This is a genomic window from Streptomyces sp. NBC_01306 (genome assembly GCF_026340465.1).
Classification (GTDB): Bacteria; Actinomycetota; Actinomycetes; order Streptomycetales; family Streptomycetaceae; genus Streptomyces.
On record NZ_JAPEPC010000001.1, the window covers coordinates 5,593,576 to 5,617,403 of the forward strand.

Here is a 23,828-nt window from a genome sequence, read left to right on the forward strand (position 1 = left end):
GAATCCGGCCCGTTCGACCGTCAGTCCGTGCCGCGCGTCCCGATGACGACCGTGGCGTACCGCTCGGCGCAACTGGCCACCCGCGCGGTCAGCCCGTCCCGGGTGACCGTCCGTACGGCCGCGGGCGCCTGCCGTTCGCTGGTCTCGAACAGGAGGTGGCCACCCGGTGCCAGCCAGGGCAGCGCGGCCGCGGTCACCCGCCGCAGTACGTCGAGGCCGTCCGCACCACCGTCGAGCGCGACGCGCGCCTCGTGCACCCGGGCCTCGGCGGGCAGCAGCTCGATCTCCTCCGTGGGCACGTACGGCACGTTGGCCAGCAGGATGTCGACGTGCCCGCGCAGCGACCGGGGCAGCGGGCCGTAGAGGTCGCCCTCGTACACCCGGCCCCCCGCGCCGGCGACATTGCGGCGGGCGCAGCGGACCGCGGCGGGGTCGACATCGGCTGCGTGCAGCTCGGCTCCGTCCAGCGCGGCGGCGAGCGCGGCGCCCAGGGCGCCCGATCCGCAGCACAGGTCGACGACGACGGCCCCGGGCGGAGCGAGGGCGACGGCCTGCTCGACCAGGAACTCGGTCCGCCGGCGGGGTACGAAGACACCCGCGTCCACAGCGATGCGCAGACCGCAGAACTCGGCCCAGCCCAGCACGTGTTCGAGGGGGAGACCCACGACGCGCCGGTCGACCATGGCGGCCAGTTCGGCAGAGTCGCGGGCGGCGGAGACAAGCAGCTCCGCCTCGTCCTCGGCGAAGACACAGCCCGCGGCCCGGAGCCTGGTGACGACGGCGGAGAGCGGCAGCGGCGATTGAGATGACGGCGGTGACTGAGATGGCTGCGGCGATTGAGATGACGGCGGTGAGGGATGCGACAGATGTGACGGTGGGACCGGCATGTGAGCCTTTCGGGATACCTGTGGGGCTCCCTCGGTCACCTGGGTCAGATGAACCGCACGGCCGTGAGGGGGAGCGCCCGTCCTGCTACAGCGGTAATGGGGCTCACCTCCTCGGTACGGTCCACGGGTCGTGGGGAGGGCAACAGTACATGAGCGGGCGGCGCAGCCGGTGGGCGTACGAGCCGCACCGGTCGCGCCGCCCCGCTGCGGCCTACGACGTGGCGGCCGTGTCCAGAGCGAGTACGCCCTTGGCCGGGACCGTCGCGGTGACCTTGCCGTCGTCGCCGACCGTCACGGTGTTGCCCGCGCAGTTGTCCGGAGACGCCTTGGCGACGTTGCAGTACGTGCCGCCGGGCAGTGACGTGGTGAACGTCTGCTGGAGGTCGCCGTCCCCGTTGTTGAGGGCGACGTACCCCTTGGCGCCGCGCCCGAAGGCGATGGCGCTGCCCTGCGACCACCAGTCGGTCAACGCCGCGTCGCCGACGGCGTTGTGGAACCCGACCATCCCGGTGATCTCGGGGTCCGCGTGCATATTGGTCCAGCCGTCGCTGCCGCTGGGCGGTCCTGCGTCCTTGTCGGACCACTCGTAACCGGAGAAGACGTTCGGCGAGCCGTAGGGGTGCGCCAGCATGAAGGCGTTGGCGAGCTTGTAGGTGTCGCCGTCCTTGTAGCTGAGTGTCGACCCGTTGCGCTCGGTGTCCCAGTCGTCGACGAACGTGGTGGCCTTGTCACCGGCCAGCTTTCCGTCGGCGACGTTCTGCAGGCCGCTGAGGTCGCCGCCCTGGAAGGCGCTCTTGAGGTGGGTGCCGTAGCGGAACTCGTCGACGTCGCCGAGGCCCGTGTACTCGTCGGGCTGTACGGCCTCGCCGCTGCCGTAGATGACCTCCGAGACCCAGAACCCGGGGTCGGGCATCTTGCTCCTGATGCCCTGCAGGTCGGCGGCGGCCATGTGCTTCGCCGCGTCGATACGGAATCCGTCGACGCCCATCTTCCGCAGGCCGGTGAGGTAGCCGGCGATGGTGGACCGGACGTAGTCGCTGCCGGTGTCCAGGTCGGCCAGGCCGACCAGTTCGCAGGTCTGGACGTTCTCGCGATTGGTGTAGTCGGTGATGTCCTGGCGGCAGGTGTGGAAATCCGGGTCGCTGTAGGTCCCCGGGTAGTTGTACTTGCTGTACTGGGTGCCGCCGGTCCCGGTGCCCGACCCGGCCGACATGTGGTTGATGACCGCGTCGGCGATCACCTTGACGCCGGCCGCGTGGCACGCGCTCACCATGCCCTGGAACGCGTCGGCGTCCCCGAGGCGCCCGGCGATCCGGTAACTCACGGGCTGGTACGAGGTCCACCACTGGGGGCCCGCTATGTGCTCGGTGGCGGGTGACACCTCGACGTACCCGTAACCGGCCGGGCCGAGGGAGTCCGTGCAGATCTTGCCGACGTCCGCGTACGGGCGCTCGAAGAGGGTTGCGGTGACGGTCCGGTCGCCGGGAGGCGCGGCCTGCGCCTGCTGCGTCTGCAAGGGAGAGAGGGCGAGCAGGCCGCCGGCGGCCATGACCCCGGCCATGGACGTGCCGATCAGACGGTTGCGCATCGTTTGCGGCTCCTTCGCTGTGCGGGCAGTGCGGTGTCCCGGGGTGGCCGCGTGCGGTCGACCACCGTGGGGGGAGACGCAGAGGAGCCTGCCGCTAAGGCATGAGCACTTCAAGAGTTTGCGCAAAAGTTTCCTGCAAGTTGCAGAAAACTCTTGCCGGTTCATGCTTGCCGATTCATGGAGGAGCTGGTTCTTCCGGGGCGGGCCGCCGCCGGTCTAGCGGGCGGCGGGCCGGCTGCTGCGCGGATGCCGCAGGACGCAGTCGCCGCAGAGGCCGCCGCCCGGGACCCGGTAGTAGAGGCAGCAGTTGTTGCGCAGGAACGCGAAGCCGAGACCCTCCTCGACGATGAAATCGCCGCAGCCCGCGAGGGGTTCGCTCGCCAGCACGGCGGCCGCCAGTGCGGTGGCCCGCGCCTCGGCTTCGGGGCGCCGGCCGTTCAGTACGCGCACCGCCCCGACCAGCGCGGACGCCGCGTTGCCCCGCAGAGTGTGCGGCGAGAGGCCGTACCGGGCCCGCAGGGCCGCGTGGAACGGGCGCAGATGGGCGAGGTGCACCGCCGCGAGTACGGCGCCGGCCGGGTGGTCCGGCTGCGGTCCCTGCGGCGCGAGTACCGGTACGGGCAGCCACAGTTCGAGCGGACCGTCGTCGGTGAGGCGGACCCGCAGCCGCTCCGGGGTCAGGTCCGGCAGCCGCCCGGCGAGTACGGCTGTGCCGAGCGCGACCGACCAGAGGCGGGCGGCGAGACCCAGCTGAAGGGTGGAAGCGGCCACCCGGAGCTGGTCGGTGCCCATCCGCCGGGCGTACAGACGCACATACGCACTGAGCGGGTCGGCCGCGCCGCCACCGTCGCCGGCGCCGTCCGTTCCGTACAGATCCGACAGCGGCCTGAAACCATCCGGGTCCGGCCTCTCGCCGTACCGGACTGTGAAGTACGCCCCTACGGAGTCCAGTTGGGCGAGTACGGCGGAGGCTTCAGTCACGGGGTGCACCAGAGGGTTCGACGGCGGTGGTTCGGTTCGAGCCACGGTGTCACGGGGCCGGGCTATTTCAGCAGCCGGGACATCCGCCGGTCCGCCAGGATTTTGCCGCCGGTCTGGCAGGTGGGGCAGTACTGCATCGCGGAGTCACTGAAGGACACCTCGCGGATCGTGTCCCCGCAGACGGGGCAGGGCTCTCCCGCGCGCCCGTGGACACGCAGACCGCTCTTCTTCTCGGCCTTGAGATTGCGCAGGGCCAGCCCGTGCGACCGTTCGACCGCCTCTCCGAGCGTCGTCCCGATCGCCGTGTGGAGCGCGGCCACCTCCTTCTCGGAGAGTTTGGCGGCCAGCCGGAACGGCGACATCCGGGCCGCGTGCAGAATCTCGTCCGAGTACGCGTTGCCGATCCCGGCGATCACGCTCTGGTCGCGCAGCACGCCCTTGATCTGGCGGCGCTCGCCCTCCAGCAGGCCGGTGAAGGCGGCCAGGGTGAAGGAGTCGGCGAGCGGATCGGGCCCCAGGCGCGCGATGCCCGGCACCTCCAGCGGATCCCGGACGACGTAGACCGCCAGCCGCTTCTGGGTCCCGGCCTCGGTGACGTCGAACCCCGCGCCCTCCGGCTCCTTCAGCCTGACCCGGAGCGCCAGCGGGCCCTTGCCCGGACGGGGCGGTGCCTCCGGCAGACGGTCGCTCCAGCGGACCCAGCCCGCCCTGGCGAGATGCATGACCAGATGCACTCCGCCGATCCCGAGGTCGAGGAACTTGCCGTGCCTGGTCACCTGGTCGAACGACTGCCCTTCGAGCGCAGTGAGGGGCGGGTCGTAGGTCTTGAGCGCGTTGATGGCCACCGGATGGACACGGGCGACGGTACGGCCGACGACGTGCTCACCCAGGAATCGGGTGAGGGACTCGACCTCCGGCAATTCAGGCATAACGCCATTCTGCCTCGCATCGACGCGACCGGACCGCCGGAAGCCGCCGGACCGGTCCGCGCCGGATGCGTCCCTTCGTACGCCGCCGGGGGCAGGCCCGGGGCGGATCGGGCTACCAGGCCCTCGCTCAGGCAGCGGGGACGCGGTCCAGGAAGCCGTGCACCGTACGGATGCGGCCGTCCTCCGCGAGCGCGATCACATCGAACCCGGCGACGGGCGCCGAGCCGTCGGCGAGGGACACCAGTTCCCAGCTGAAGCGGGCGATGCCGTGGTGGCCGTCGACGGTCCCGGTCGGCCGGAACTCGAAGCCGGGGAACTGCTCCCCGGCCGCCGCGATCACGGCCGCGATCCCCTCGTGCCCGGTGACATCGGCCAGCGGGTCGGTATAGCTGCCGTCCTCGCTCCAGGCGGCGGCCACGGCCTTGGCGATCTCGTCGGGCCGCCCGGCGGCGTTCCAAGCCTCGAAGTAACGGGCGACAGCGGTCTCGTGCACAGACATGGTGGATCAGCCTCCGGCAGGTCGTACGGGCGACGGTTACCGAACCCGGGGGGAGTGCGTCCCCGGCCTTCGGATGGCTTCAGCCTGCCGTGCGAGCGCGGAGGGGTCGATTACGTCCGGGGTAATGGTGCCGGTCCGCCGGGATGCCGGACGGCGGCGACGGGCGTCGTGAGCCGCGTCGCGGCGCCGCGACGCGGCTCAGCCCCTCACAGCCACCGCTGGGCCGCCTCGACGCTGTCGCCCCCACTGGTGTTGAACGCGATGGCGGCCTGCGGCGCGTGCTGCCGGACCAGATTCACCGCCTGCTCGAACAGGGGCAGGAGCGGCTCCGGCTTACGGATGCCACCCCCGACGACCACGACGTCCCACGCGCGCCCTGCCAGCGCCGCGACCATCGCGGGACCGGCCGACTCGTCGAGCGGGATCAGCGCCATGGACGCATCGACGCCGAGCTCACCGAAGCGGGCCAGCTCACCGTCGAGAGCCGCACGAATGCCGTCGGCGTCGATACCGGGCACCACGTGGGGATCAATACCGAGAACGAGTACGGAAGCCATCCGGGCAGCCTACGACGGCCCCCGGCGGCGCTCTCACCGCGAACCCGGTCAGGGGGGGCGGGCGGACCGCGGCGGACCACCGCAGCACCCGATCTGCCTCCATATCAGGAGCCGCGGTGAATGTTTTCCGACGGAACGGCTCCGGTTCTTCACCCCGTCACTAGAAACTGACAAAGTGACAGATCAGATGGCGCCGGGACACCGGGGGCCGTCTCCGCTCAGGAGACCCGACCCACTCCGGTGTGCGTGAGCAGACCCCGAGCGCCATACCCCCACCATCCCCGGCCTCCGTGGGGCGAAGTGACAGCCGCCCAGCCGAAGGCATTCCGGGGTCAGTTGCACGGAAGGAAACACCCTTGCACAAGAGAAAAGGGAAGCGATGGCTGCCGGCGGCCGTCCTCGGCGGCACCCTGGCCGCAGGAGCCCTCGCTTTCCTGCCTGCCATCGCCCAGGCGGGGAACGAGGACGACGCGAAACAGCCGAGCACCGCGCAGGCCGACTTCAACGCAGCGGCTGCGGAGTTCAAGGTTCCGGTCTCTGTCCTCCAGGGCGTGGCTCACGAGGAGTCCGGCTGGCAGCAGCACACCGGTTACAGCGACACCGGTGGCTGGGGCCTGATGAACCTCACTGATGTGACACCGGCGATGGTGGCGGACGGTTCGGCCGGCGCATCGGGCCGCTCCGACCTCACCTCGTTCACCGACCACCCCGAACTGCACACACTGCAGGCCGCCGCGAAGCTGACCGGCGTTCCGGCCGGACAGCTCCAGCACAACCGGCGGGACAACATCCGGGGTGGGGCCGCCCTTCTCGCCTCGTACCAGAAGCAGCTCACCGGCAGTACGTCCGCCGACCCGTCGCAGTGGACCGCGGCGATCGCCAAGTACAGCCGGATGACGGACCGGAAGGCGGCCACGTCGTACGTTCACGACGTGTTCGCCACCATCGCGTCGGGCGCCAAGCACGACTCCAAGGCCCCCGCCGGATCGAAGGCGGCGACGGCGGCCACGGCGCCCACCACCGCGGTCACCATGCACGCAGTGCCGTCCGCGAAGCCGGTCACCAGTCAGCTGAGCAAGCTCCGTCTGAAGGACACCTCGTCGCCGCAGGCCGAATGCCCGCAGTCGATGGACTGCCAGTTCGTCCCGGCGGATCCGTCCAACGGGCAGGTGTCCGACCGCCCCGCCAACGGCATAAAGATCAACCAGATCATCATCCACACCACGGAGGGGTCGTACGACGACGCGATCAAGACCTTCCAGACCCCGGGCGGCGCCTCGGCGCAGTACGTGATGCGGTCGTCGGACGGCGCGGTCACGCAGATGGTGGCCGACAAGGACGTCGCGTTCGGTGACGGCAACTACGACAGCAACCTCCACGCGGTCCAGATCGAGCACGAGGGCTTCTCCGCGCACGGCGCGGACTGGTACACGACGGCGGCCTACGAGCAGACCGCCAAGCTCGTGCGGTACCTGGCCGACCGGTACGGTATCCCGCTGGACCGGCAGCACATCCTCGGCCACGACAACGTGCCGGGACCGTCGGACGCCACCCTGTCGGGTATGCACTGGGACCCGGCCGACGGCTGGGACTGGACGCGCTTCATGCAGCTGCTCGGAGCCCCGTTCGACTCCGGCCTCCACGGTGTCGGACCCGTCGGGTCCGCTGTGACGATCACCCCCGGGTTCAGCAACAACCAGCAGACGTACACCGTCTGCCCGGCGGACGACCCGTCGGGTGCGGTCACCACCTGCACGCCGGTGACCGCGCCGTCGAGCGCCCTGTTCGTACGGAGCGCACCGAGTGACGACGCCCCGCTGATCCTCGACCCGGTCGTCCACCCGGACCCCGCGGCCAAGGGCGGCACCGACAGCGTCAGCGACTGGAGCGTCACCGTCCAGGCCGGGCAGCAGTTCGTCGTCGCCGGTCAGCAGGGTGACTGGACGGCGATCTGGTACGACGGCCAGAAGGGCTGGATCCACAACCCGGGCGGCAGCAACACCTCACCCGCCCCGGGCGCACGGATCCTCAGTCCGGCCGGTACCGCCGCCGCCCCGGTGTACGGCACGGCGTACCCGGACCCGTCCGAGTACCCGGCCGGGCTCTCCCCGTCGAAGCAGGCCCCGCTGACGGCGAAGAACTACTCGATCCCGGTCGGCCAGGCCTATGTGGCGGCCCAACCGCCGGTCGCCGGCCAGGACTTCTTCCCCAAGGGAGGACAGGTGGTCACCGGGGCCAAGCGCTACTACACGGTCCAGTTCAACCACCGGTACATCCTGGTCAACGCGGCGGACGTCACGGTGACCCGGACAGTGCGTCACTGACGGACGAAGGCGAAGGCCACCGCGACGGGTGGCGCGGGCGCGGTTCCCGGGGGCCCAACACCCCTGGGAGCCGCGCCCGTTGGGTGTTCCGGGGCCGTTTGCCGCTCACGGAATCCGGTACTCCTGCTCGGGGCGCCCGGTCGTCCCGTAGCGCAGTTTCATCTTCAGGAGACCGCTGGTGACCAGCCCCGCGAGGTAGCGCTGCGCGGTGGCGCGCGAGACGCCGATGAGGGCACCGACCTCGCCCGCCGACAGCGGGGACGCCGAACCCCGTACAGCCGAGAGCACCGCGTCGCCGGTCACCGTGCGGGCGCCGGGATGCCGGGCCGTACGGGTGGCCGGCGGGCTCCGCAGTGCCGCGTACGCGCTCTCGACCGTGCCCTGGTCGACGATCTCCGCGTCGGTCAGCTGGCGGAAGCGGGCGTAACCGCGCAGCTTCTCGGCCAGCAGTTCCGGCGTGAACGGCTTGACCAGATAGGCCAGTGCACCGGCCGACACCGCCCGCCGCACCATCGTTCCCTCGGCGGCCGCGCTCAGTACGAAGGCATCGCAGGCCAGGCCGCGCAGCAGGTCGATCCCGGAACCGTCGGGCAGATAGAGGTCGATCAGCGCCAGGTCCACCGGGGCATCGTCGGCGGCCCGCAGCGCGGCACCGGCGGAGTTCGCCGTGGCGACGGCCCGGAATCCGGGTACGCCGTCCACGAGCGACGCATGGATCCCGGCAACCCGGAAGTCGTCGTCGACGACCAGCACGGAAAACGGCTCACGTTCGGTCATCGGCCTGCCTCATCCACGGTTCCTGCTCCACGGTTCCTGCTCCACGGTTCCTGCGACCACGGCTTCTGCGACCACGGTTCCCGGCCCGGTCGCTCCTGGCTCCATGACTCCTGGCTCCATGACTCCGGGCAGCCGGGCCACGAACACGGCACCGCCCGAGACCCGCCCCTGCTCGGCGCCGCTCTGTCCGGATGCGGACGCCGTTGCTTCGTACGGCCCCGACGGGTCCCGGCGTCCGGCCTCCGGCCCGGGCGGGCCATCAGGTCCAGCTTCCGCCCCGGGCGGGCCATCACGTCCGGCTTCCGGTACCGGTGGACCCCCACGTCCGGCCCCCGCCCCGGGTGGACCCCCGTGCTCGGCGAGATGGACGTCGCCGCCCCTGACCCGCGCGATCTGCCGCGCCAGCGCCAGCCCGATGCCCCGGCCGCCGACGGCCGATGTGTGGTCCTTCGTCGACATGCCCTCGCGGAACACATCGTCGGCCGCTCCGGGCGGAATGCCGTCCCCGGTGTCGGCGACGGTGATGAGGAGGGTGGTGCCCTCGGCCATCAGCTCGACCTCGACCAGGGAAGGGGTGCGCGCCCCGTGCCGGGCGGCGTCGATCGCGTTGTCGACCAGATTGCCGAAGACGGTGGTGACATCGACCGGCGCGGTCACGGTCCCGTCGGCCCAGGTCGCCCCGCCGATCACCAGCGTCACCCCGCTCTCCCGCGCCTGGGCGGCCTTCGCGGAGAGGAAGGCCCGTACGTAGGAGTCGCGCACCGCGTCGATACCGGGCAGGGCCTCACCCAGCGGGCCGGTGCCGAGCAGTGTGCCGATGTACTCGGTCGTCTCCGCGAGGTGACCGCCGTGGACCAGCGCCGAGACCACATGCAGCCGGTTGGCGAACTCATGGCGCTGCGCGCGCAGCGCCGAACTCATCGCCTGGACCGCGTCGAGCTGGCGGGTCAGCGACTCGACGTCGGTGCGGTCCTGCACGGTCAGCAGCGTGCCGAGATCCTGCCCGTCGCGTTCGACCGGCCGCGCCGAGAGCACCAGGACGCGCTCGCCGACCGCCGCCATGACCGGGCTGCCGACGGGCGTACGGATCGTCTCCAGCACCCGCGGTGTCAGCCCCAGTGATGCGACGGACCGTCCGGGCCGGGCCGGGATCGCCAGCAGCCGGCGCGCCTCGTCGTTGACCACGGTGACGGTCCCGGCGTTGTCGACGGCCAGGACCCCTTCGCCGATTCCGTGCAGGACGGCTTCCTGCTCCTGCACCAGACCGGCCAGCTCCTCCGGTTCCAGGCCGAGCGTCAGCCGCTTCCAGCACCGGGCCAGCAGCGCCGAAGCGCCGACACCGAGCAGCAGGGCGGCCACCAGCCAGCCGAGGCCGCCCAGCAGTACGCGGATCAGCTGCGCCCGCACGTCGGAGACGGCGACACCCGCGTTGGCCTCGCCGACGACCCGGTGCGAGCCCGGGGCGTACACCGGGACCTTCGCGACCACCTCGTCGCCGAGATGCGCGTGGTCCCGCGCCAGCACTTCACGACCGGAGAGCGCACCGCTGGGGTCGGTGCTCACCATCCGGCCCAGCTGGGACCGCTGCGGGTGCGCCAGCCTGATGCCCCGGTCATCGGTGACCACCACGAACAGCGAACCCGTCCTGGTGCGGGCCGCCTCCGCCGCCGTCTGGACCGGCCCGGCGGCGAGCGTCGCGCGCGGCGTGCTCGCGGCCCCGCCGCCGGGCCGGGAGTTGGCCGCCGAGTACTGCGCCGCGCCGCGCCGGACGGCGGGCTGGGCGGCGACCGTACGGGCCACCGCGAGCGCACGCAGCTGGTACTCGCTGACGAGCCGGTGCTCGTTGGTGTACGCGAAGGCGCCGAACGCGGTGGCCAGGGTCACCGCGACCACAGCGCACTGGAGCAGCAGGACCTGGGTGCGCAGCCGCACCCGCCCGCGTATCCGCAGGCGCGCGGAGGGCAGCCGGGCGGACAGCCTCCTGGCGGACGGCATCCCGGCAGCCGGTATTCCGGGAGCCGCCTTTCCGGCAGCCGGAATCCTGGCAGCCGGTTTCCTGGCGGACGGTCCGAAGAATCTCACCCGGTCGACGGTAACCGCCTCCGCCCGGTGCACAGAATGCACACAACGCGCGGATCAGGGGTTACGCGGGTTGTGCGCAGAACCTGGAGAGCAGTGGCAGGCGCCGGATAGCTTCCGCCCGGGACACAACGAGCCGCACCAGGAGTTCTCTTGCTGAAGATACCGCGCCCCGGACCACGGGCCCGCTCGCGTCGCACCCGCGGGGGCCTGCTGTGACGGGGCACACCTGGACGCTGCTGATCATCCTGGCGGCAGCCATCGCCGTACTGATCCTGCTGATCAACTCACGGTTGCGGTTCCACCCCTTCGTGGCGCTGATGACCGTGTCGATCGGTGTCGCGCTGGCCGCGGGCGAGCCGGTCGAGAAGATCGCGGAGTCACTGGAGTCGGGCGCCGGAGGCATCCTCGGCAACGTCGGTGTGACCCTGGCCTTCGGCGCGATGCTGGGCAGGCTGCTGTCGGGGTCGGGCGCCACGGACAAGATCGCCCGCTTGATCGTCGACCGGTCGGGGGAACGCTCCCTGCCCTGGTACATGGCGGGCGCCGCCTTCGTCATCGGCATCCCGATGTTCTTCGAGATCGGGCTGATCGTGCTGCTCCCGCTGATCTTCAGCGTGGCCAGGCGCCTCCAGGACACCCACCGGGTCAAGGGCTCGCCGTACGTCTTCCTCGCCACCCCCGCGATCGCCGCGCTCTCGACCCTGCACGGAATGGTGGCGCCGCACCCCGGCCCGCTGGTCGCGGTGGAGGGTCTGCACGCCAACCTGGGCATCACGATCGTGGTGGGCCTGATCTGTGCGATCCCGACGATCATCATCGCCGGTCCGGTGTACGGCCGCTGGATCGCGCCGCGTCTCGACGTACACCCCGACCCGGAACTGGTCGCGAAGTTCACCGGCCCCGAGCGCCCCGACGACACCACGGCCACCGCTGCCGACGGCTCCGCTCCTCCCGCCAACAAGGTCCGCACCGGCTGGGCCCTGACCGCCGTGCTCGTCCCGGTCGTACTCATGCTGCTGCGCACCCTCGCGGAGCTGGTGTACGACGAGTCGAGCCCGGTACGGCACGTCCTGACCTTCACCGGTGAGCCGGTGATCGCCATGCTCGCGGGCTTCCTCTTCGCGCTGTTCGCACTCGGCTACCGCAGCGACATGACCCCCGACGCCATCAGGTCGTCCCTGACGGACAGCCTCAAGGCGGTGGCCGGCATCCTGCTGATCATCGCGGGCGGCGGCGCGTTCAACCAGGTCCTGGAGGACTCGGGCATCGGCAAGGCCGTCGAGTCGGCCGCCTCGGGACTGCACATCAACGTCCTGATCCTGGGCTGGCTGCTGGCCCTGCTCCTGTCCTTCTCGACGGGCTCGGCCACCGTGGGGATCGTCGCGGCGACCGGCATTTTGGCCCCCCTGGCGGCATCCGGCAGCAGCCTGCACACCGCACTGCTCGTCGTCGCGATCGGAGCAGGCTCGATCGGCCTCAACTACGTGAACCACGCGGGATTCTGGCTGGTCAAGGAGTCCTTCGGGATGTCACTCGGCCAGGCCACGAAATCACACACGGCGATCCAGACGATCGTGAGCGTCTGCGGCCTGCTGATGGCCCTGCTGATCTCGGTCGTGGCGTGAACACGGCCTTCCTGCACACCGGATCACGCACCGGACACTGACCCACGACACGACCGAGGGCCGCCGCCCAGCAACTGGGCGGCGGCCCTTTCGCGGTACCGAACGCCGACCTGCGGGCATATCCGCCCAGGCCGGCCGCACGCTCTTAGAGGTCGAAATGCAGTGAGGGATCGCTGCTGACCTGTATCTACACTCTCCCCCGAGGTGGCAGGTGCACAATCGGTGCACCTGACGCAGTGGCTGTTCCCCACCCGGGCGCACCATTCCGAACACATGGAAGATCACTCATCGGTACTCCGCGCGGATGGCTCTCCATATGATTCACGCGGATAGGACGTACCGCAGGAAGGCTCTGCTCCGGAAGCCGGTCCGACACTTCGGGTGTCATATTCTGGCGAGGGCTCTTGGGGGTGACGAACGGCCCCGCTGCGAAGTTCGTTCCGTACTTGCCGCCAAGCACGGATGATCTGAGGAAGCTTCGACAACACCTCGCCCACCTGTGTCAGTAGGAGTGTGAGGCAACCGAAGGCGGCAAGGATGATCAGGCTGATGTTGTCCCAACTCACCGGGCGGCCTCCGACTTCTGCTGCACGGGGGCTCGCCGTCCATCCAAGCGCAAGATCGCATCGCCCAACCGGACTTCGAAGTGATCGCTGACACCGTGAGCAATTGCACCGGAGACGCCAATGGGAGGAGCGGTCAGCGACGCGGCCACATCGTCGACGTAGGGGAAGCCGTTCCACCGGAACGTCCAGCGGTGCCCGTATCCCCGCAACTGTTTCTCGTATCGATCTTCACCGCCGTCGCTGAGCCAGCCGGGCCGCATCAGCGGGTCGGAGAACCAATTGCCGATCGCCCATCCACCTTCGGCGTCCTGTGCGGCAATGCGGCAGGTCAGGCCCGCCAACAGCCGTTCGGCGTCTTCGCTCATGGCAGGGATTTCTTCCAGCTGTGCCTTCTCGTACCCCGTGATGGGCTTGTCGATGGGATGGAAATCCCATCGAGGAGACGGGCGCAGCTTCCCGCCCCAGGTCCCCGAAGGGTTGCCAGTGATGACGAGTTGAGCCCCAGTCGGGAGATGGCGTGCCACGTACGTGCGCCGCCCCCGGAATTCTTCGAAGCGGAGCCCCGGCAGGGAGCTTCCGCCGTCCCGACTGGGTAGGAGATACGGGGCCACGTTATGCGGCACGTCCGTGATGAGGACGAGCCGGTCGAACCGGGGCGAGGCGATGATGTCGTACGCGACGAGAGTGTGGAGCCCCCAAGCGGCGACGCCACGATGAGGTTGCCAAGTTCCCGGTCGGTTGAACAGCCCCAGGGCCAGCAGGGCGCGAAGCCTACGCTGCTCAGGCGAGCAGGTGTCCAGGCCGAGGGAGCCATCACGCGGTACGGCGTCCACAGCAGCTGACCTGGGTTCACCCAGGTACTGCATCCGAGTGCGGGCAATTGTCTTATTGGTGCTTCTGGGCATGCGAATTCCTCGCGCCAACCCGGCTGGCACTTCAGGTCACATACCTAGTGAGTTCACGAATGATCGTCACGGAGCTGGGCGAACCACGCCCATGTGCAGCGTCCTAGGGTGCCGGGCCCGTAGGAAGATGCCGCCTACCGACTCTCCGCGAGCCGGATGCGTAGATGATATACCCCGTTGCAACGGCTGGTCTGCCCCGAGCCCGTCAGCTACCGGCGGTCCAGATGGTGGAACTAGGGGAGCAGCGCCTGGCGGGAAATCCACTCAAGGGCGTCTGCCCCCAGCCTGTCGGGCGCTTCGAACAACGCCGTTTCAACTGCCGCGAGGTCTCTCAGAGCCTCGGGTGCGCCCGACCGGTCCAGTGCAGTGAGACGCTCCATCGCCGAGGCAACGGCGCCGGGCCAGCTCGGCATACCGAAGTGAGTCGGAGCCTTGAACGCGGCCGAAGTCGCTCTGTGCAGCAGCCCCGCGCGCCAGCCCTGTTCACGCATCACCTCCGCGGTGAACCAGACCCGGTCATCGACGTGCTGAACGAACTCCGCCACGGATTCGGATATTTCCCGCAGCATGAACCGCGAACCGCCGGCCCAGGGAAGGTTCACGTCCGAGGCGACTGCAACGAACGCGAGTAGCGCCTCGGGCCCATTGTCCTGAGCAGCCATCAGCGCCGTGCGGGCCCTGCGGTACAGATCGACGCTCTGGGCGAAGATCTCGCCGTCGTTCGGCCCGTCGTCGGCCGCGTGGATCATGTCCAGCGGCCCCTCGCGCCAAGCATCGACTACCAGACCGACCGCCGCCGCGCTCACCAGGACATCCGTGTCGTCCCCGTCGATCCCGAAGTGCTCGAGGACCAAGCGGGCTCCCTCCTGGACGTCCGGAAGAGGCGAGTCCTGCCCTTCGGATTCGGTCTCCCCTAAGCGGGCGGCCAGCTGAGGCGACGGGGGTTCGGACTCTGGCTGCTCCACGGTGACGCCATGCTCCGCCAGATCGTCGAAGACGGCGTCAGGCCCGCAGTCGATGTGAGTGGAGTCGTGGCGTCCCGAGCAGCCTTCCCGGCACTCGAACTCTTCGCACATTTCCGGCTCGTCGGGCTGGGCCTCGTTGATCAAGTGATAGGAGAGCCGCTCAGCCACGGCCCCCCGCGCCGTGATCATGGCCAGGCTGAGCTGGAAGGCCTCGTCCTGGATCTCCGAGTCTTCACGGTCCATAGAATCGGGTGGTTCCGGAGCGTCGGGGAGCCAGGTATGTGCGGACTCCAGCGAGACCAGTAACCAGGCGACGCGCAGTGCCTCGGCATCTTCGCCCCGGGCCAGCCCGGCGACGGCCTCAGCGGCCTGCCGCACGCTGAAGAGCCGGGCGAGATGGCGTTCACGTACCGGCATCCAGGCCGCGGACTCCGCCTGGGCACGCGCGGCGTCGTGTGTGAGTGCGGCGTCTCGGGCCCGCCGTGACCGGGCGACCAACCGCGTTAGACATGGGTAGCAGCCAAACAGTCCCGACGTCGGAGTCGGCCCGAGCGGTACGGGCGGTCGCTCCTCAAAGGGCTCGCCGCAGACGCAGCAATCCAACGCCCCCACCTGGCGAGAGGTGGGGACAGCCGGCAGTGCGGACCGGATCATGGCATGGGCATAGGCAGGGATGTGCATCGTCGACTCCTTGGGAGACTGCGCCGGTTCGCTCACGACGCTGACTCCATGCTCGAGGTCATATCCGAGTGCTTGTCGGCATTTGACACTCCGGACCGGGAAGTTGGCGCAATCTGACATGTGGCCCTTTGCCTGCGACTTCTACACTCTTGGCGCTATCTGACGGTCATCCGGCCGCCACATGAAGAGCCGAAGGGATCTGTCGTTTCGTGACCACCGATACCGTCTTGCCTTCGAATGAAGCCCATCAGGAGCTGGTGCGCGCTCTAGAAGAACTCCACCGAGCGGCCGGGCGCCCCGGCATGCGAAAGGTGAGCGCCCTGGTTGCTGAGGGTGTCCACCCGGCGGTCGTCAGCCATGAGGGAGTCCGTACGACTCTCAGGGGCCTGAACGTCCCCCGCTGGGAGACCGTGCAGTCGATTGTGGCGGTGCTGGCTGCCGCCTGTGTAGATCCGCCCCGTGACCCGACGGCCGAGGTGGCGCGGTTCCTGCCCTTATGGCGCGCGCTGCGGGAGGGAGAACCGGGTGGCATGAAGTCGGCCCGGGAGTTGGCGCTGTCACAGGGTTGGGGCACGGATGACGGGCAGTGGACCGCTGAGGCGGTTGTCGGCATGATGATCAACCCGTTCAATGCCATTGAGATCGCTCCCTCGCTCGCGGTGCCGCACGAGCCGGCGATCTCGGAGGACGAATGGGTGCAGGTCGGCGTCCGGCTCATCGAGGAGAACGGAGCCGAGTTTGCCTTGCGTGCTCTCCTGCGAACTCTGAAGGGCGACTACCTGGGAGCCGAGGAGGGAAGCCCCTTCGGCTACCGCTATCCGGACCAGGAAGCGGTCGAAATGCATACGGCCTTCCGCTACGGCTGCGACCGGATACTCCAGCGCCTCGCGGTGGAGCCGAACCTTCTTCAGCGGTCGATCAGCGCTATGCACGCCGACGAGACCATGGGTCGTGAGGACCGTATCGAGATGCTGCGCGCCGAATCGGACGTGTCCTTGATGCGGGAAGTCATGACAGTGACCCCGGAGACCTGGCACGAACTTTCTGAAGAGGCCCACCATCAGGTCTTCGGCTACCTCATCAAGGAGATCGGCCCGGTGGGCAGATTCGGGCTTCCACCGGACCAGAGGTTTCGCATCACCTGGCGTATCCCCGAGCCGCCGACGGCGTAGCTTCGGTGTGGGGCCCTTCCGTTATCCAAGAGAGTGCCTCTGTATGCAAAACGGGCTTGGCTCCACACCCTGTGTGGAGCCAAGCCCGTTGCGGTGCTCTTGCCTATCGAGTTCGAGCTTTACATCTTAGAGGTCGAAGTACAGCTCGAACTCGTGCGGGTGCGGGCGCAGCTGGATCGGGGCGATCTCCTGCGTGCGCTTGTAGTCGACCCACGTCTCGATCAGGTCGGACGTGAAGACGCCGCCGGCCTGGAGGTACTCGTTGTCGGCCTCCAGTGCGTCGAGGACCGCCGGGAGCGAGGTCGGGACCTGGGCGACGCCCGCGTGCTCCTCGGGGGCCAGCTCGTAGAGGTCCTTGTCGATCGGCTCGGCCGGCTCGATCTTGTTCTTGACGCCGTCCAGGCCGGCCATCAGCAGTGCCGAGAAGGCCAGGTACGGGTTGGACGACGGGTCCGGTGCGCGGAACTCGACGCGCTTGGCCTTCGGGTTCGAGCCCGTGATCGGGATCCGCATCGCCGCCGAGCGGTTGCGCTGCGAGTAGACCAGGTTGACCGGGGCCTCGAAGCCGGGGACCAGGCGGTGGTACGAGTTCACCGTCGGGTTGGTGAAGGCCAGCAGCGACGGGGCGTGCTTCAGGATGCCGCCGATGTAGTAGCGGGCCATGTCGGAGAGGCCCGCGTAGCCCTGCTCGTCGTAGAAGAGCGGAGAGCCGCCGGTCCACAGGGACTGGTGGACGTGCATGCCCGAGCCGTTGTCGCCGAAGATCGGCTTCGGCATGAAGGTCGCGGTCTTGTTGTTGCGCCAGGCGACGTTCTTCACGATGTACTTGAAGAGCATCAGGTCGTCGGCCGCGGCGAGCAGCGTGTTGAACTTGTAGTTGATCTCGGCCTGTCCCGCGGTGCCGACCTCGTGGTGCTGGCGCTCGACCTGGAGGCCGTTCTTGTCCAGCTCCAGGGAGATCTCGGCACGCAGGTCGGCGAAGTGGTCGACCGGCGGGGTCGGGAAGTAGCCGCCCTTGTAACGGACCTTGTAGCCGCGGTTGTTCTCCTCCGCACCGGTGTTCCAGGCGCCCGCCTCGGAGTCGATGTGGTAGAAGCTCTCGTTCGCCGAGGTCTGGAAGCGGACGCTGTCGAACACGTAGAACTCGGCCTCGGGGCCGAAGTACGCCGTGTCGGCGATCCCGGTGGAAGTGAGGTACGCCTCGGCCTTCTTCGCCACGTTCCGCGGGTCACGGCTGTACTGCTCACCGGTGATCGGGTCGTGGATGAAGAAGTTGATGTTGACGGTCTTGTCGCGGCGGAAGGGGTCGACCCGGGCGGTCGACAGGTCCGCGCGGAGCGCCATGTCGGACTCGTGGATGGCCTGGAAGCCGCGGATCGACGAGCCGTCGAAGGCAAGCTCCTCGGTCGGGTCGAAGACCGCCGCCGGGATGGTGAAGTGCTGCATCACACCGGGCAGGTCACAGAACCGGACATCGATGAACTTGACGTCTTCGTCGGTGATGAACTTCTTCACGTCGTCGGCGTTCTGGAACATCCAACTCCTCCTACTCCCGACCCGGGAGGGGCGGGGTTGCGGCTCGTTGTGGGGCCAGTGCGGTGGCACACGCTGGACCTGACCATAGGGACAGCGGATTTCTCAAGCATGACCCATTTGTTTCGCTGAAGTTAACCGGGCCGGGTGCGGTACCGCCGCGACGACCCCCGACCGTACGGATCGGAAGGGGGCCGCAGTACCGTGGACGGGTGGACAACAGGCAAGTAGTCGGATCGTGGCTCTCCGGGCCTGGCGAGGCCGCGAAAGAGATGGGCGCCGACTTCGGCTACCGGGGCAAGCGACTCGGTCTGCCGGAGGAAGGGCCGGGCGCGATCGCGCCGCTGGGCCGCCGGTTCGGGGCCGTTTTCATCGACTGGGCACTCTGCATGCTTATCGCATACGGGCTCATTTCGCGCGGCGGGCAGCAGTCGGCGGGGAACTGGGCCCTGCTCGTGTTCTTCGTGCTGAGCCTGCTCACCGTCTCGACGGTCGGATTCACCCCGGGCAAGCGCCTGCTCCGGCTGCGGGTCGTCGCGGAGGGCGGCGGGCGCCTCGGTACGGGCCGTGTCTTCGTACGCAGTCTGCTGCTCTGCGTAGCCATCCCCGCGCTCATCTGGGACCGCGACGGACGCGGCCTCCACGACCGGCTGGCCCGCGCCGTGCAGGTACGGATCTGACGTAAGGCGGCGCACCGATCTGAGGTACGGCGGCGTACGGATCTGACGTACGGCGGCTGCGGATCTCACGTACGGCGCATTCGGTCACCCAGTACAAACCGTCGCCCGGAGCACACACGACAAGGCGGCCCGGACCACCAGGTCCGGGCCGCCTTGTCGTGTGTGGCGTGGGTCAGCGCGTCTTTCCGCCGCGCGGGGCGCGGGCGCTCTTCGGCATGGGGCCCTTCGGGAGCGGCATGTTCGACATCAGGTCGCCCATCGCGCGCAGCCGGTCGTTGGCAGCGGTGACCTGGGCGCCGGTCAGGATGCGCGGCAGCTTCAGCAGCGTGGTGCGCACCTTCTTCAGCGGCACCTGGCCCTCGCCGTCGCCCACGATGATGTCGTGCACCGGCACGTCCACCACGACGCGCGCCATCTTCCTCTTCTCGGCGGCCAGCAGGGACTTCACCCGGTTCGGGTTGCCCTCGGCCACCAGGACCACGCCGGCCTTGCCGACCGCGCGGTGTACGACGTCCTGGTTGCGGTTCATCGCGATGGCCGGGGTCGTGGTCCAGCCTCGGCCCACGTTTTCGAGCACCGCCGCCGCAGCGCCGGGCTTGCCCTCCATCTGCCCGAAGGCCGCCCGCTCGGCGCGGCGTCCGAAGACGATCGCCATCGCGAGGAAGGCCAGCAGGAAACCCAGGATGCCCAGGTAGATGGGGTGACCGATCAAGAAGCCGACGACGAGGAGGACGCCGAAGACGACGATTCCCAGGCCACCGACGACAAGACCGACCTTGGGATCGGCCTTGCGGGTCATCTTGTAGGTCAGGGCGATCTGCTTGAGCCGCCCGGTGTTCTCAGAGTCTGCGTTTGCCTTCCTCGCCATGGCCAGAAGTTTACGCGGACTAAGAAGTGCGGGCCGCCACGGCCTCCAGTACGTGCTCTGCGTCGACCCGGTCCCTGGCCCGGCGGCGGTCCTCCAGGACCGATGTCCAGGCATTGCGGCGGGCGGTGCGCTGGCCGTTGCTCAGCAGCAGTGACTCGACCGCACGGAGTGCTCCGGTGACGGTCGGGATGGCGGTGGCGCGTACGGACTGGGTCGCGGCCTGCATGATGGGGTCCCCTCGGGACGGCAGCGGATACACAGTGGATACAGCGGTACGGCGAGTGGTGCGGCGCGTGAAGCGGAACGATTCTGCGGCGTCCGGAACTGGTGCTTCCCGGGGCGTGCACCGGATTGTTGCGCCCGGATCGTCGCTCCGGACCGGTGCGTAGTTCCAGAGTCACTGATTGTTGTTACCAAGGCATGTCCGGGCGGTCAAACGCCCATGAAGGCCAGGTGATCCCCGCCGAACGGCCGACGCGGCCCGTAGCAGCCCCCGACCTGCGAGGACCGTACGAGCCGCGTCTCACGGCGACTACCGCACAGTAGTAGCTTGTGCTCAGATTCACACGGCGGCGGCGCCGCGCCGGTCCATCGCCTGGCGGAAGAGCCGGCCCGCGCGGTACGAGGACCTGACCAGCGGACCCGACATCACGCCGGAGTAGCCGATCTCCTCGGCCTCCTTCTGGAGCTCCACGAACTCGGCCGGCTTCACCCACCGCTCGACCGGGTGGTGGCGCGGGGAGGGGCGCAGGTACTGCGTGATGGTGATGAGCTCGCAGCCCGCGTCGTACAGGTCCTGGAGCGCCTGGCTGATCTCCTCGCGCTCCTCGCCCATGCCCAGGATGAGGTTCGACTTGGTGACCAGACCGGCCTCACGGGCCTTGGTGATGACTTCGAGCGAGCGCTCGTAGCGGAAGCCGGGGCGGATCCGCTTGAAGATGCGCGGCACCGTCTCCACGTTGTGCGCGAGGACCTCGGGGCGGGACGAGAAGACCTCGGCCAGCTGCTCGGGGACCGCGTTGAAGTCGGGGATGAGCAGCTCGACCTTGGTGCGGCCCTCGGCCCGCTCGGCCGTCATCGCGTGGATCTGCCGCACGGTCTCCGCGTACAGCCAGGCGCCGCCGTCCTCCAGGTCGTCGCGGGCGACGCCGGTGATGGTCGCGTAGTTCAGGTCCATCGTGACGACGGACTCGCCCACCCGGCGCGGCTCGTCCAGGTCCAGGGCGGCCGGCTTGCCGGTGTCGATCTGGCAGAAGTCGCAGCGCCGCGTGCACTGGTCGCCGCCGATGAGGAAGGTGGCCTCGCGGTCCTCCCAGCATTCGTAGATGTTGGGACAGCCCGCCTCCTGGCAGACCGTGTGCAGCCCCTCGGACTTCACCAGGGCCTGCATCTTCGTGTACTCGGGGCCCATCTTGGCGCGAGTCTTGATCCACTCGGGCTTGCGCTCGATGGGGGTCTGGCTGTTCCGGACCTCCAGACGCAACATCTTGCGCCCGTCGGGTGCGACAGCGGACACGTCCGGCTCCCTACAGCTTCGATTCTTCGGCGAACACCAGGGTACGCCCGTCATATGTATGGCTTGTTCTCCGGCCAACCCGTGGCCGCTGAGGCGCATTCCCCCGAACAGCCCGGACCGCTCCTGTTCCGGACGGGGACGGACCGCCCGGACGAAGCCCGCCGACCGCGTTACGCGGTGGCGCTCTCGACCGTACGCGGTGCCAGGGCCGCGTTCTCCAGCACGTCCCGCAGATGCTTCTCCACGACGGGCAGCACCTCGGCGATCGTGACCTCGCGGCCCAGTTCGTACGAGAGCGATGTCACCCCCGCGTCCCGGATCCCGCACGGCACGATCCGGTCGAACCAGGTGGTGTCCGGATTGCAGTTCAGCGCGAAGCCGTGCATGGTGACGCCCTTCGCGACCCGGATGCCCATGGCGGCGATCTTCCGGTCCTCGCGGCGCTGTCCGGCGTTGGACGGCGCGTACTCGGGGCCGTTCATCCGCGGGTCGAACTCCTCGTCGTGCAGCCGCGGGTCCAGATCGAGCGACAGCCCGCCGATCGACGGGCGCTGCTCCACCGGGTCGCCCAGCACCCAGACACCCGCGCGGCCCTCGACCCGGCTGGTCTCGACGCCGAACTCGGCGCAGACCCGGATCAGCGCCTCCTCCAGACGGCGCAGATGCGCGATCACGTCCACCGGGCGCGGCAGTTTCTGGATCGGATAGCCGATCAGCTGGCCGTAACCGTGCCAGGTGATCTTGCCGCCGCGGTCCACGTCCACCACCGGCGTCCCGTCGAGAGGGCGCTCGCTGTCATCCGTGCGCCGCCCCGCCGTGTAGACGGGCGGGTGCTCCAGGAGCAGCACGGTGTCCGGCGTCTCGTCGGCGAACCGTGCCGCGTGCACCTCACGCTGCTTCTGCCAGGCCTCCCGGTACTCGACGGCTTCCTCGCCGAACCCCAGACGGACAAACCGCAGCTCGCTCACGGCAGCTCCTCATCGCATACGGACAGCGCGCCCCGGAGGGCGCCACCCAGCAACTGTACGACCGCCTCGAACGGCACCCCTGGGCGGGCAGAAACGACACCTCCTCACACGATCGGATGAATCCGGGGCGAAGGTGGCGGAACGAGCGGTTGAGCCCGCTAAATTCGCGCCGTTCCATGAGGGCTGCTCCCGGCCCGGAAGGCAGGAGACCGCACAGCTGATGACGGAACGAACCCCGCAGCGCACGTCCAACCGCCAGCTCGCCGCGCTCATCGGAGAGGCAGGATTCTCCAACGCGGGGCTGGCCAGAAGAGTCGACCAGCTCGGCCTTGAGCACGGTCTCGACCTGCGGTACGACAAGACGTCGGTGACCCGCTGGCTGCGCGGCCAGCAGCCGCGCGGCACCACGCCCGCGCTGATCGCCGAGGTCTTCACCAGACGCCTGGGACGCAGGCTCTCCGCGCAGGATCTGGGGCTCGACGCCTGCGCGCCGGTCTACGCGGGGCTGGAATTCGCCGGTACACCCGAGGAGGCCGTCGACATCGTCAGCGGTCTCTGGCGCAAGGACTCCGGCAGCCACGCCGAACTGCGCAAGATCGCCTTCACCCCGGCCGGGCTCGTCGTGCCGAGCCGGGACTGGCTGATCGGCCGCCCGGACGACTGGGGTACACCCGGTTCGGCCGGTGGAGTGAGGCCGGGGCAGAACGGCCGCGCCGAGCCGCCCCGCTCCGGCGCCAGGGTCCCCGCGCAGCCCCGCCCGACGGTGCCGCGCCAGCGGCAGACCGACCGGACGACCGGGCAGCGGGTCGGGGCCGGGGACGTCGCGGCGCTGCGGTCGGTGGGCGAGCTGTTCCGCACGCTCGACCACGCGTACGGCGGCGGCCACGCCCGGCAGGCCCTGGTGCGCTATCTGGAGCACGAGGCGGAGCCCATGCTCCGCGGGACGTACGGGGAGACGACCGGCCGGCGGCTCTTCGCGGCCGCCGCTGATCTGACCCGGCTCGCGGGCTGGACCTCGTACGACATCGCGGCCCACGGGCTCGCCCAGCGCTACTTCGTCCAGGCCCTGCGGCTTTCGCAGGCGGCAGGGGACCGGGCGTACGGCTCGTACGTGCTCGTCACCATGAGCCGCCAGGCCGTCTATCTCGGGCACGGCAGGGAGGCGGTCCAGCTGGCGCGGGTGGCCCAGCAGGGCATCGGGAGCTCGGCGCCGCCGATCGTCCAGGCGCTGCTGCACGCCGTCGAGGCGCGCGGCCACGGGGTGCTCAGCGAGGTGCGGGCCTGCACGGCCTCCCTCGCCCGGGCCGAGCGGGCCCTGGAGGCGGCCCGTCCCGGCGACGAAGTGCCGTACTGGGCACGGTTCTTCGACGAGGCGCAGTTGGCGGACGAGTTCGGCCACTGCCACCGCGACCTCCAGCAGTACCGGCCCGCCGCGCAGTACGCGGAACGCTCGCTCCAGCTGCGCGCTCCTGCCTTCGCGCGCTCCCGGCTCTTCTGCCGGGTCGTGCTGGCCACGGCGCGGCTGGGCCTCGGTGAGCTGGACCAGGCGTGCGCGCTGGGGGCCGAGTCGGCGCAGCAGGCGGGGGAGATGCGGTCGGTGCGGGCCGTTGAGTATGTGCGCGAGTTCGAGCGGAGGCTGGAGCCGTACCGGGACGCGGCGGCGGTACGGGGGTACCGGGACCGCGTCGCGGCGATGGGCTGAGGCCGGGCGGGCAGGGGCGGCGG

At 69.5% G+C, this 23,828-nt stretch carries 20 protein-coding genes; 5 read left to right on the forward strand and 15 right to left on the reverse strand.

All coding sequences use genetic code 11. From position 1 onward, the window contains the following. Window positions 1-20 precede the first annotated feature (20 nt). From OG385_RS24675 to OG385_RS24700, 6 genes are all read right to left on the reverse strand, one after another. Window positions 21-887 carry a putative protein N(5)-glutamine methyltransferase gene (locus tag OG385_RS24675; protein WP_266857734.1) on the reverse strand — a complete coding sequence of 289 codons (867 nt, stop codon included), beginning with the start codon at window positions 885-887 and terminating at the stop codon, window positions 21-23. 211 nt (window positions 888-1,098) lie between these two features. Continuing rightward, complete coding sequence (locus tag OG385_RS24680; RefSeq protein ID WP_266857735.1) at window positions 1,099-2,475, reverse strand: alpha-amylase family protein; 1,377 nt, start codon at window positions 2,473-2,475, stop codon at window positions 1,099-1,101. Between the two features lie 216 nt (window positions 2,476-2,691). Further along, the gene (locus OG385_RS24685; RefSeq protein ID WP_266857736.1) at window positions 2,692-3,456 is read right to left on the reverse strand and encodes a (2Fe-2S)-binding protein; all 765 of its coding nucleotides are present in this window, start codon (window positions 3,454-3,456) and stop codon (window positions 2,692-2,694) included. A gap of 62 nt (window positions 3,457-3,518) precedes the next feature. Further along, window positions 3,519-4,385, reverse strand: coding sequence for an Fpg/Nei family DNA glycosylase (locus OG385_RS24690; protein WP_266857738.1), 867 nt, complete (start codon window positions 4,383-4,385; stop codon window positions 3,519-3,521). A gap of 127 nt (window positions 4,386-4,512) precedes the next feature. Continuing rightward, window positions 4,513-4,884 carry a nuclear transport factor 2 family protein gene (locus OG385_RS24695; RefSeq protein WP_266857740.1) on the reverse strand — a complete coding sequence of 124 codons (372 nt, stop codon included), beginning with the start codon at window positions 4,882-4,884 and terminating at the stop codon, window positions 4,513-4,515. Between the two features lie 206 nt (window positions 4,885-5,090). Further along, window positions 5,091-5,441, reverse strand: a complete 351-nt coding sequence (locus tag OG385_RS24700) for a hypothetical protein (protein ID WP_266857742.1) — start codon at window positions 5,439-5,441, stop codon at window positions 5,091-5,093. Window positions 5,442-5,797: 356 nt separating this feature from the next. Here OG385_RS24700 and OG385_RS24705 point away from each other — a divergent pair, with 356 nt between their 5' ends. Next, entirely contained in the window at window positions 5,798-7,765 is a 1,968-nt protein-coding gene (locus OG385_RS24705) for an amidase (RefSeq protein ID WP_266857744.1), read from the forward strand. 105 nt (window positions 7,766-7,870) lie between these two features. On the opposite strand, the gene OG385_RS24710 is transcribed toward OG385_RS24705, so the two are convergent. Further along, window positions 7,871-8,542: a response regulator gene (locus OG385_RS24710; protein WP_266857745.1), complete on the reverse strand. Its 672-nt coding sequence runs from the start codon at window positions 8,540-8,542 to the stop codon at window positions 7,871-7,873. A gap of 9 nt (window positions 8,543-8,551) precedes the next feature. Then, entirely contained in the window at window positions 8,552-10,624 is a 2,073-nt protein-coding gene (locus tag OG385_RS24715) for a sensor histidine kinase (RefSeq protein ID WP_266857746.1), read from the reverse strand. Between the two features lie 212 nt (window positions 10,625-10,836). Between OG385_RS24715 and OG385_RS24720 the strand changes: the two genes are divergently transcribed. Next, window positions 10,837-12,249 carry a GntP family permease gene (locus OG385_RS24720; RefSeq protein WP_266857748.1) on the forward strand — a complete coding sequence of 471 codons (1,413 nt, stop codon included), beginning with the start codon at window positions 10,837-10,839 and terminating at the stop codon, window positions 12,247-12,249. A gap of 562 nt (window positions 12,250-12,811) precedes the next feature. On the opposite strand, the gene OG385_RS24725 is transcribed toward OG385_RS24720, so the two are convergent. Further along, entirely contained in the window at window positions 12,812-13,648 is an 837-nt protein-coding gene (locus OG385_RS24725) for a hypothetical protein (RefSeq protein ID WP_266857750.1), read from the reverse strand. Window positions 13,649-13,953: 305 nt separating this feature from the next. Further along, window positions 13,954-15,102 carry a hypothetical protein gene (locus OG385_RS24730; RefSeq protein WP_266857751.1) on the reverse strand — a complete coding sequence of 383 codons (1,149 nt, stop codon included), beginning with the start codon at window positions 15,100-15,102 and terminating at the stop codon, window positions 13,954-13,956. Window positions 15,103-15,575: 473 nt separating this feature from the next. Here OG385_RS24730 and OG385_RS24735 point away from each other — a divergent pair, with 473 nt between their 5' ends. After that, window positions 15,576-16,538: a hypothetical protein gene (locus OG385_RS24735; protein ID WP_266857752.1), complete on the forward strand. Its 963-nt coding sequence runs from the start codon at window positions 15,576-15,578 to the stop codon at window positions 16,536-16,538. Between the two features lie 126 nt (window positions 16,539-16,664). Here OG385_RS24735 and glnA read toward each other — a convergent pair whose 3' ends face one another. Beyond that, window positions 16,665-18,074 (reverse strand): type I glutamate--ammonia ligase, encoded by a 1,410-nt coding sequence (gene glnA, locus OG385_RS24740; protein ID WP_266857753.1) that lies wholly within the window; start codon window positions 18,072-18,074, stop codon window positions 16,665-16,667. 209 nt (window positions 18,075-18,283) lie between these two features. Here glnA and OG385_RS24745 point away from each other — a divergent pair, with 209 nt between their 5' ends. Then, a complete protein-coding gene (locus OG385_RS24745) occupies window positions 18,284-18,751 on the forward strand; it encodes an RDD family protein (RefSeq protein ID WP_266857754.1) in 468 nt (155 codons plus the stop codon). 172 nt (window positions 18,752-18,923) lie between these two features. On the opposite strand, the gene OG385_RS24750 is transcribed toward OG385_RS24745, so the two are convergent. The 4 genes from OG385_RS24750 to lipB form a co-directional block, all read right to left on the reverse strand. After that, window positions 18,924-19,619 carry a DUF4191 domain-containing protein gene (locus OG385_RS24750; protein ID WP_266857756.1) on the reverse strand — a complete coding sequence of 232 codons (696 nt, stop codon included), beginning with the start codon at window positions 19,617-19,619 and terminating at the stop codon, window positions 18,924-18,926. Window positions 19,620-19,638: 19 nt separating this feature from the next. Continuing rightward, window positions 19,639-19,845 (reverse strand): hypothetical protein, encoded by a 207-nt coding sequence (locus OG385_RS24755; RefSeq protein WP_266857758.1) that lies wholly within the window; start codon window positions 19,843-19,845, stop codon window positions 19,639-19,641. Between the two features lie 336 nt (window positions 19,846-20,181). Then, window positions 20,182-21,135 carry a lipoyl synthase gene (gene lipA / locus OG385_RS24760; RefSeq protein WP_266857759.1) on the reverse strand — a complete coding sequence of 318 codons (954 nt, stop codon included), beginning with the start codon at window positions 21,133-21,135 and terminating at the stop codon, window positions 20,182-20,184. 170 nt (window positions 21,136-21,305) lie between these two features. Continuing rightward, the gene (lipB, locus tag OG385_RS24765; protein WP_266857761.1) at window positions 21,306-22,103 is read right to left on the reverse strand and encodes a lipoyl(octanoyl) transferase LipB; all 798 of its coding nucleotides are present in this window, start codon (window positions 22,101-22,103) and stop codon (window positions 21,306-21,308) included. A 220-nt stretch (window positions 22,104-22,323) separates the two neighbouring features. Between lipB and OG385_RS24770 the strand changes: the two genes are divergently transcribed. Then, entirely contained in the window at window positions 22,324-23,805 is a 1,482-nt protein-coding gene (locus OG385_RS24770) for a regulator (protein ID WP_266857763.1), read from the forward strand. Window positions 23,806-23,828 lie beyond the last annotated feature (23 nt).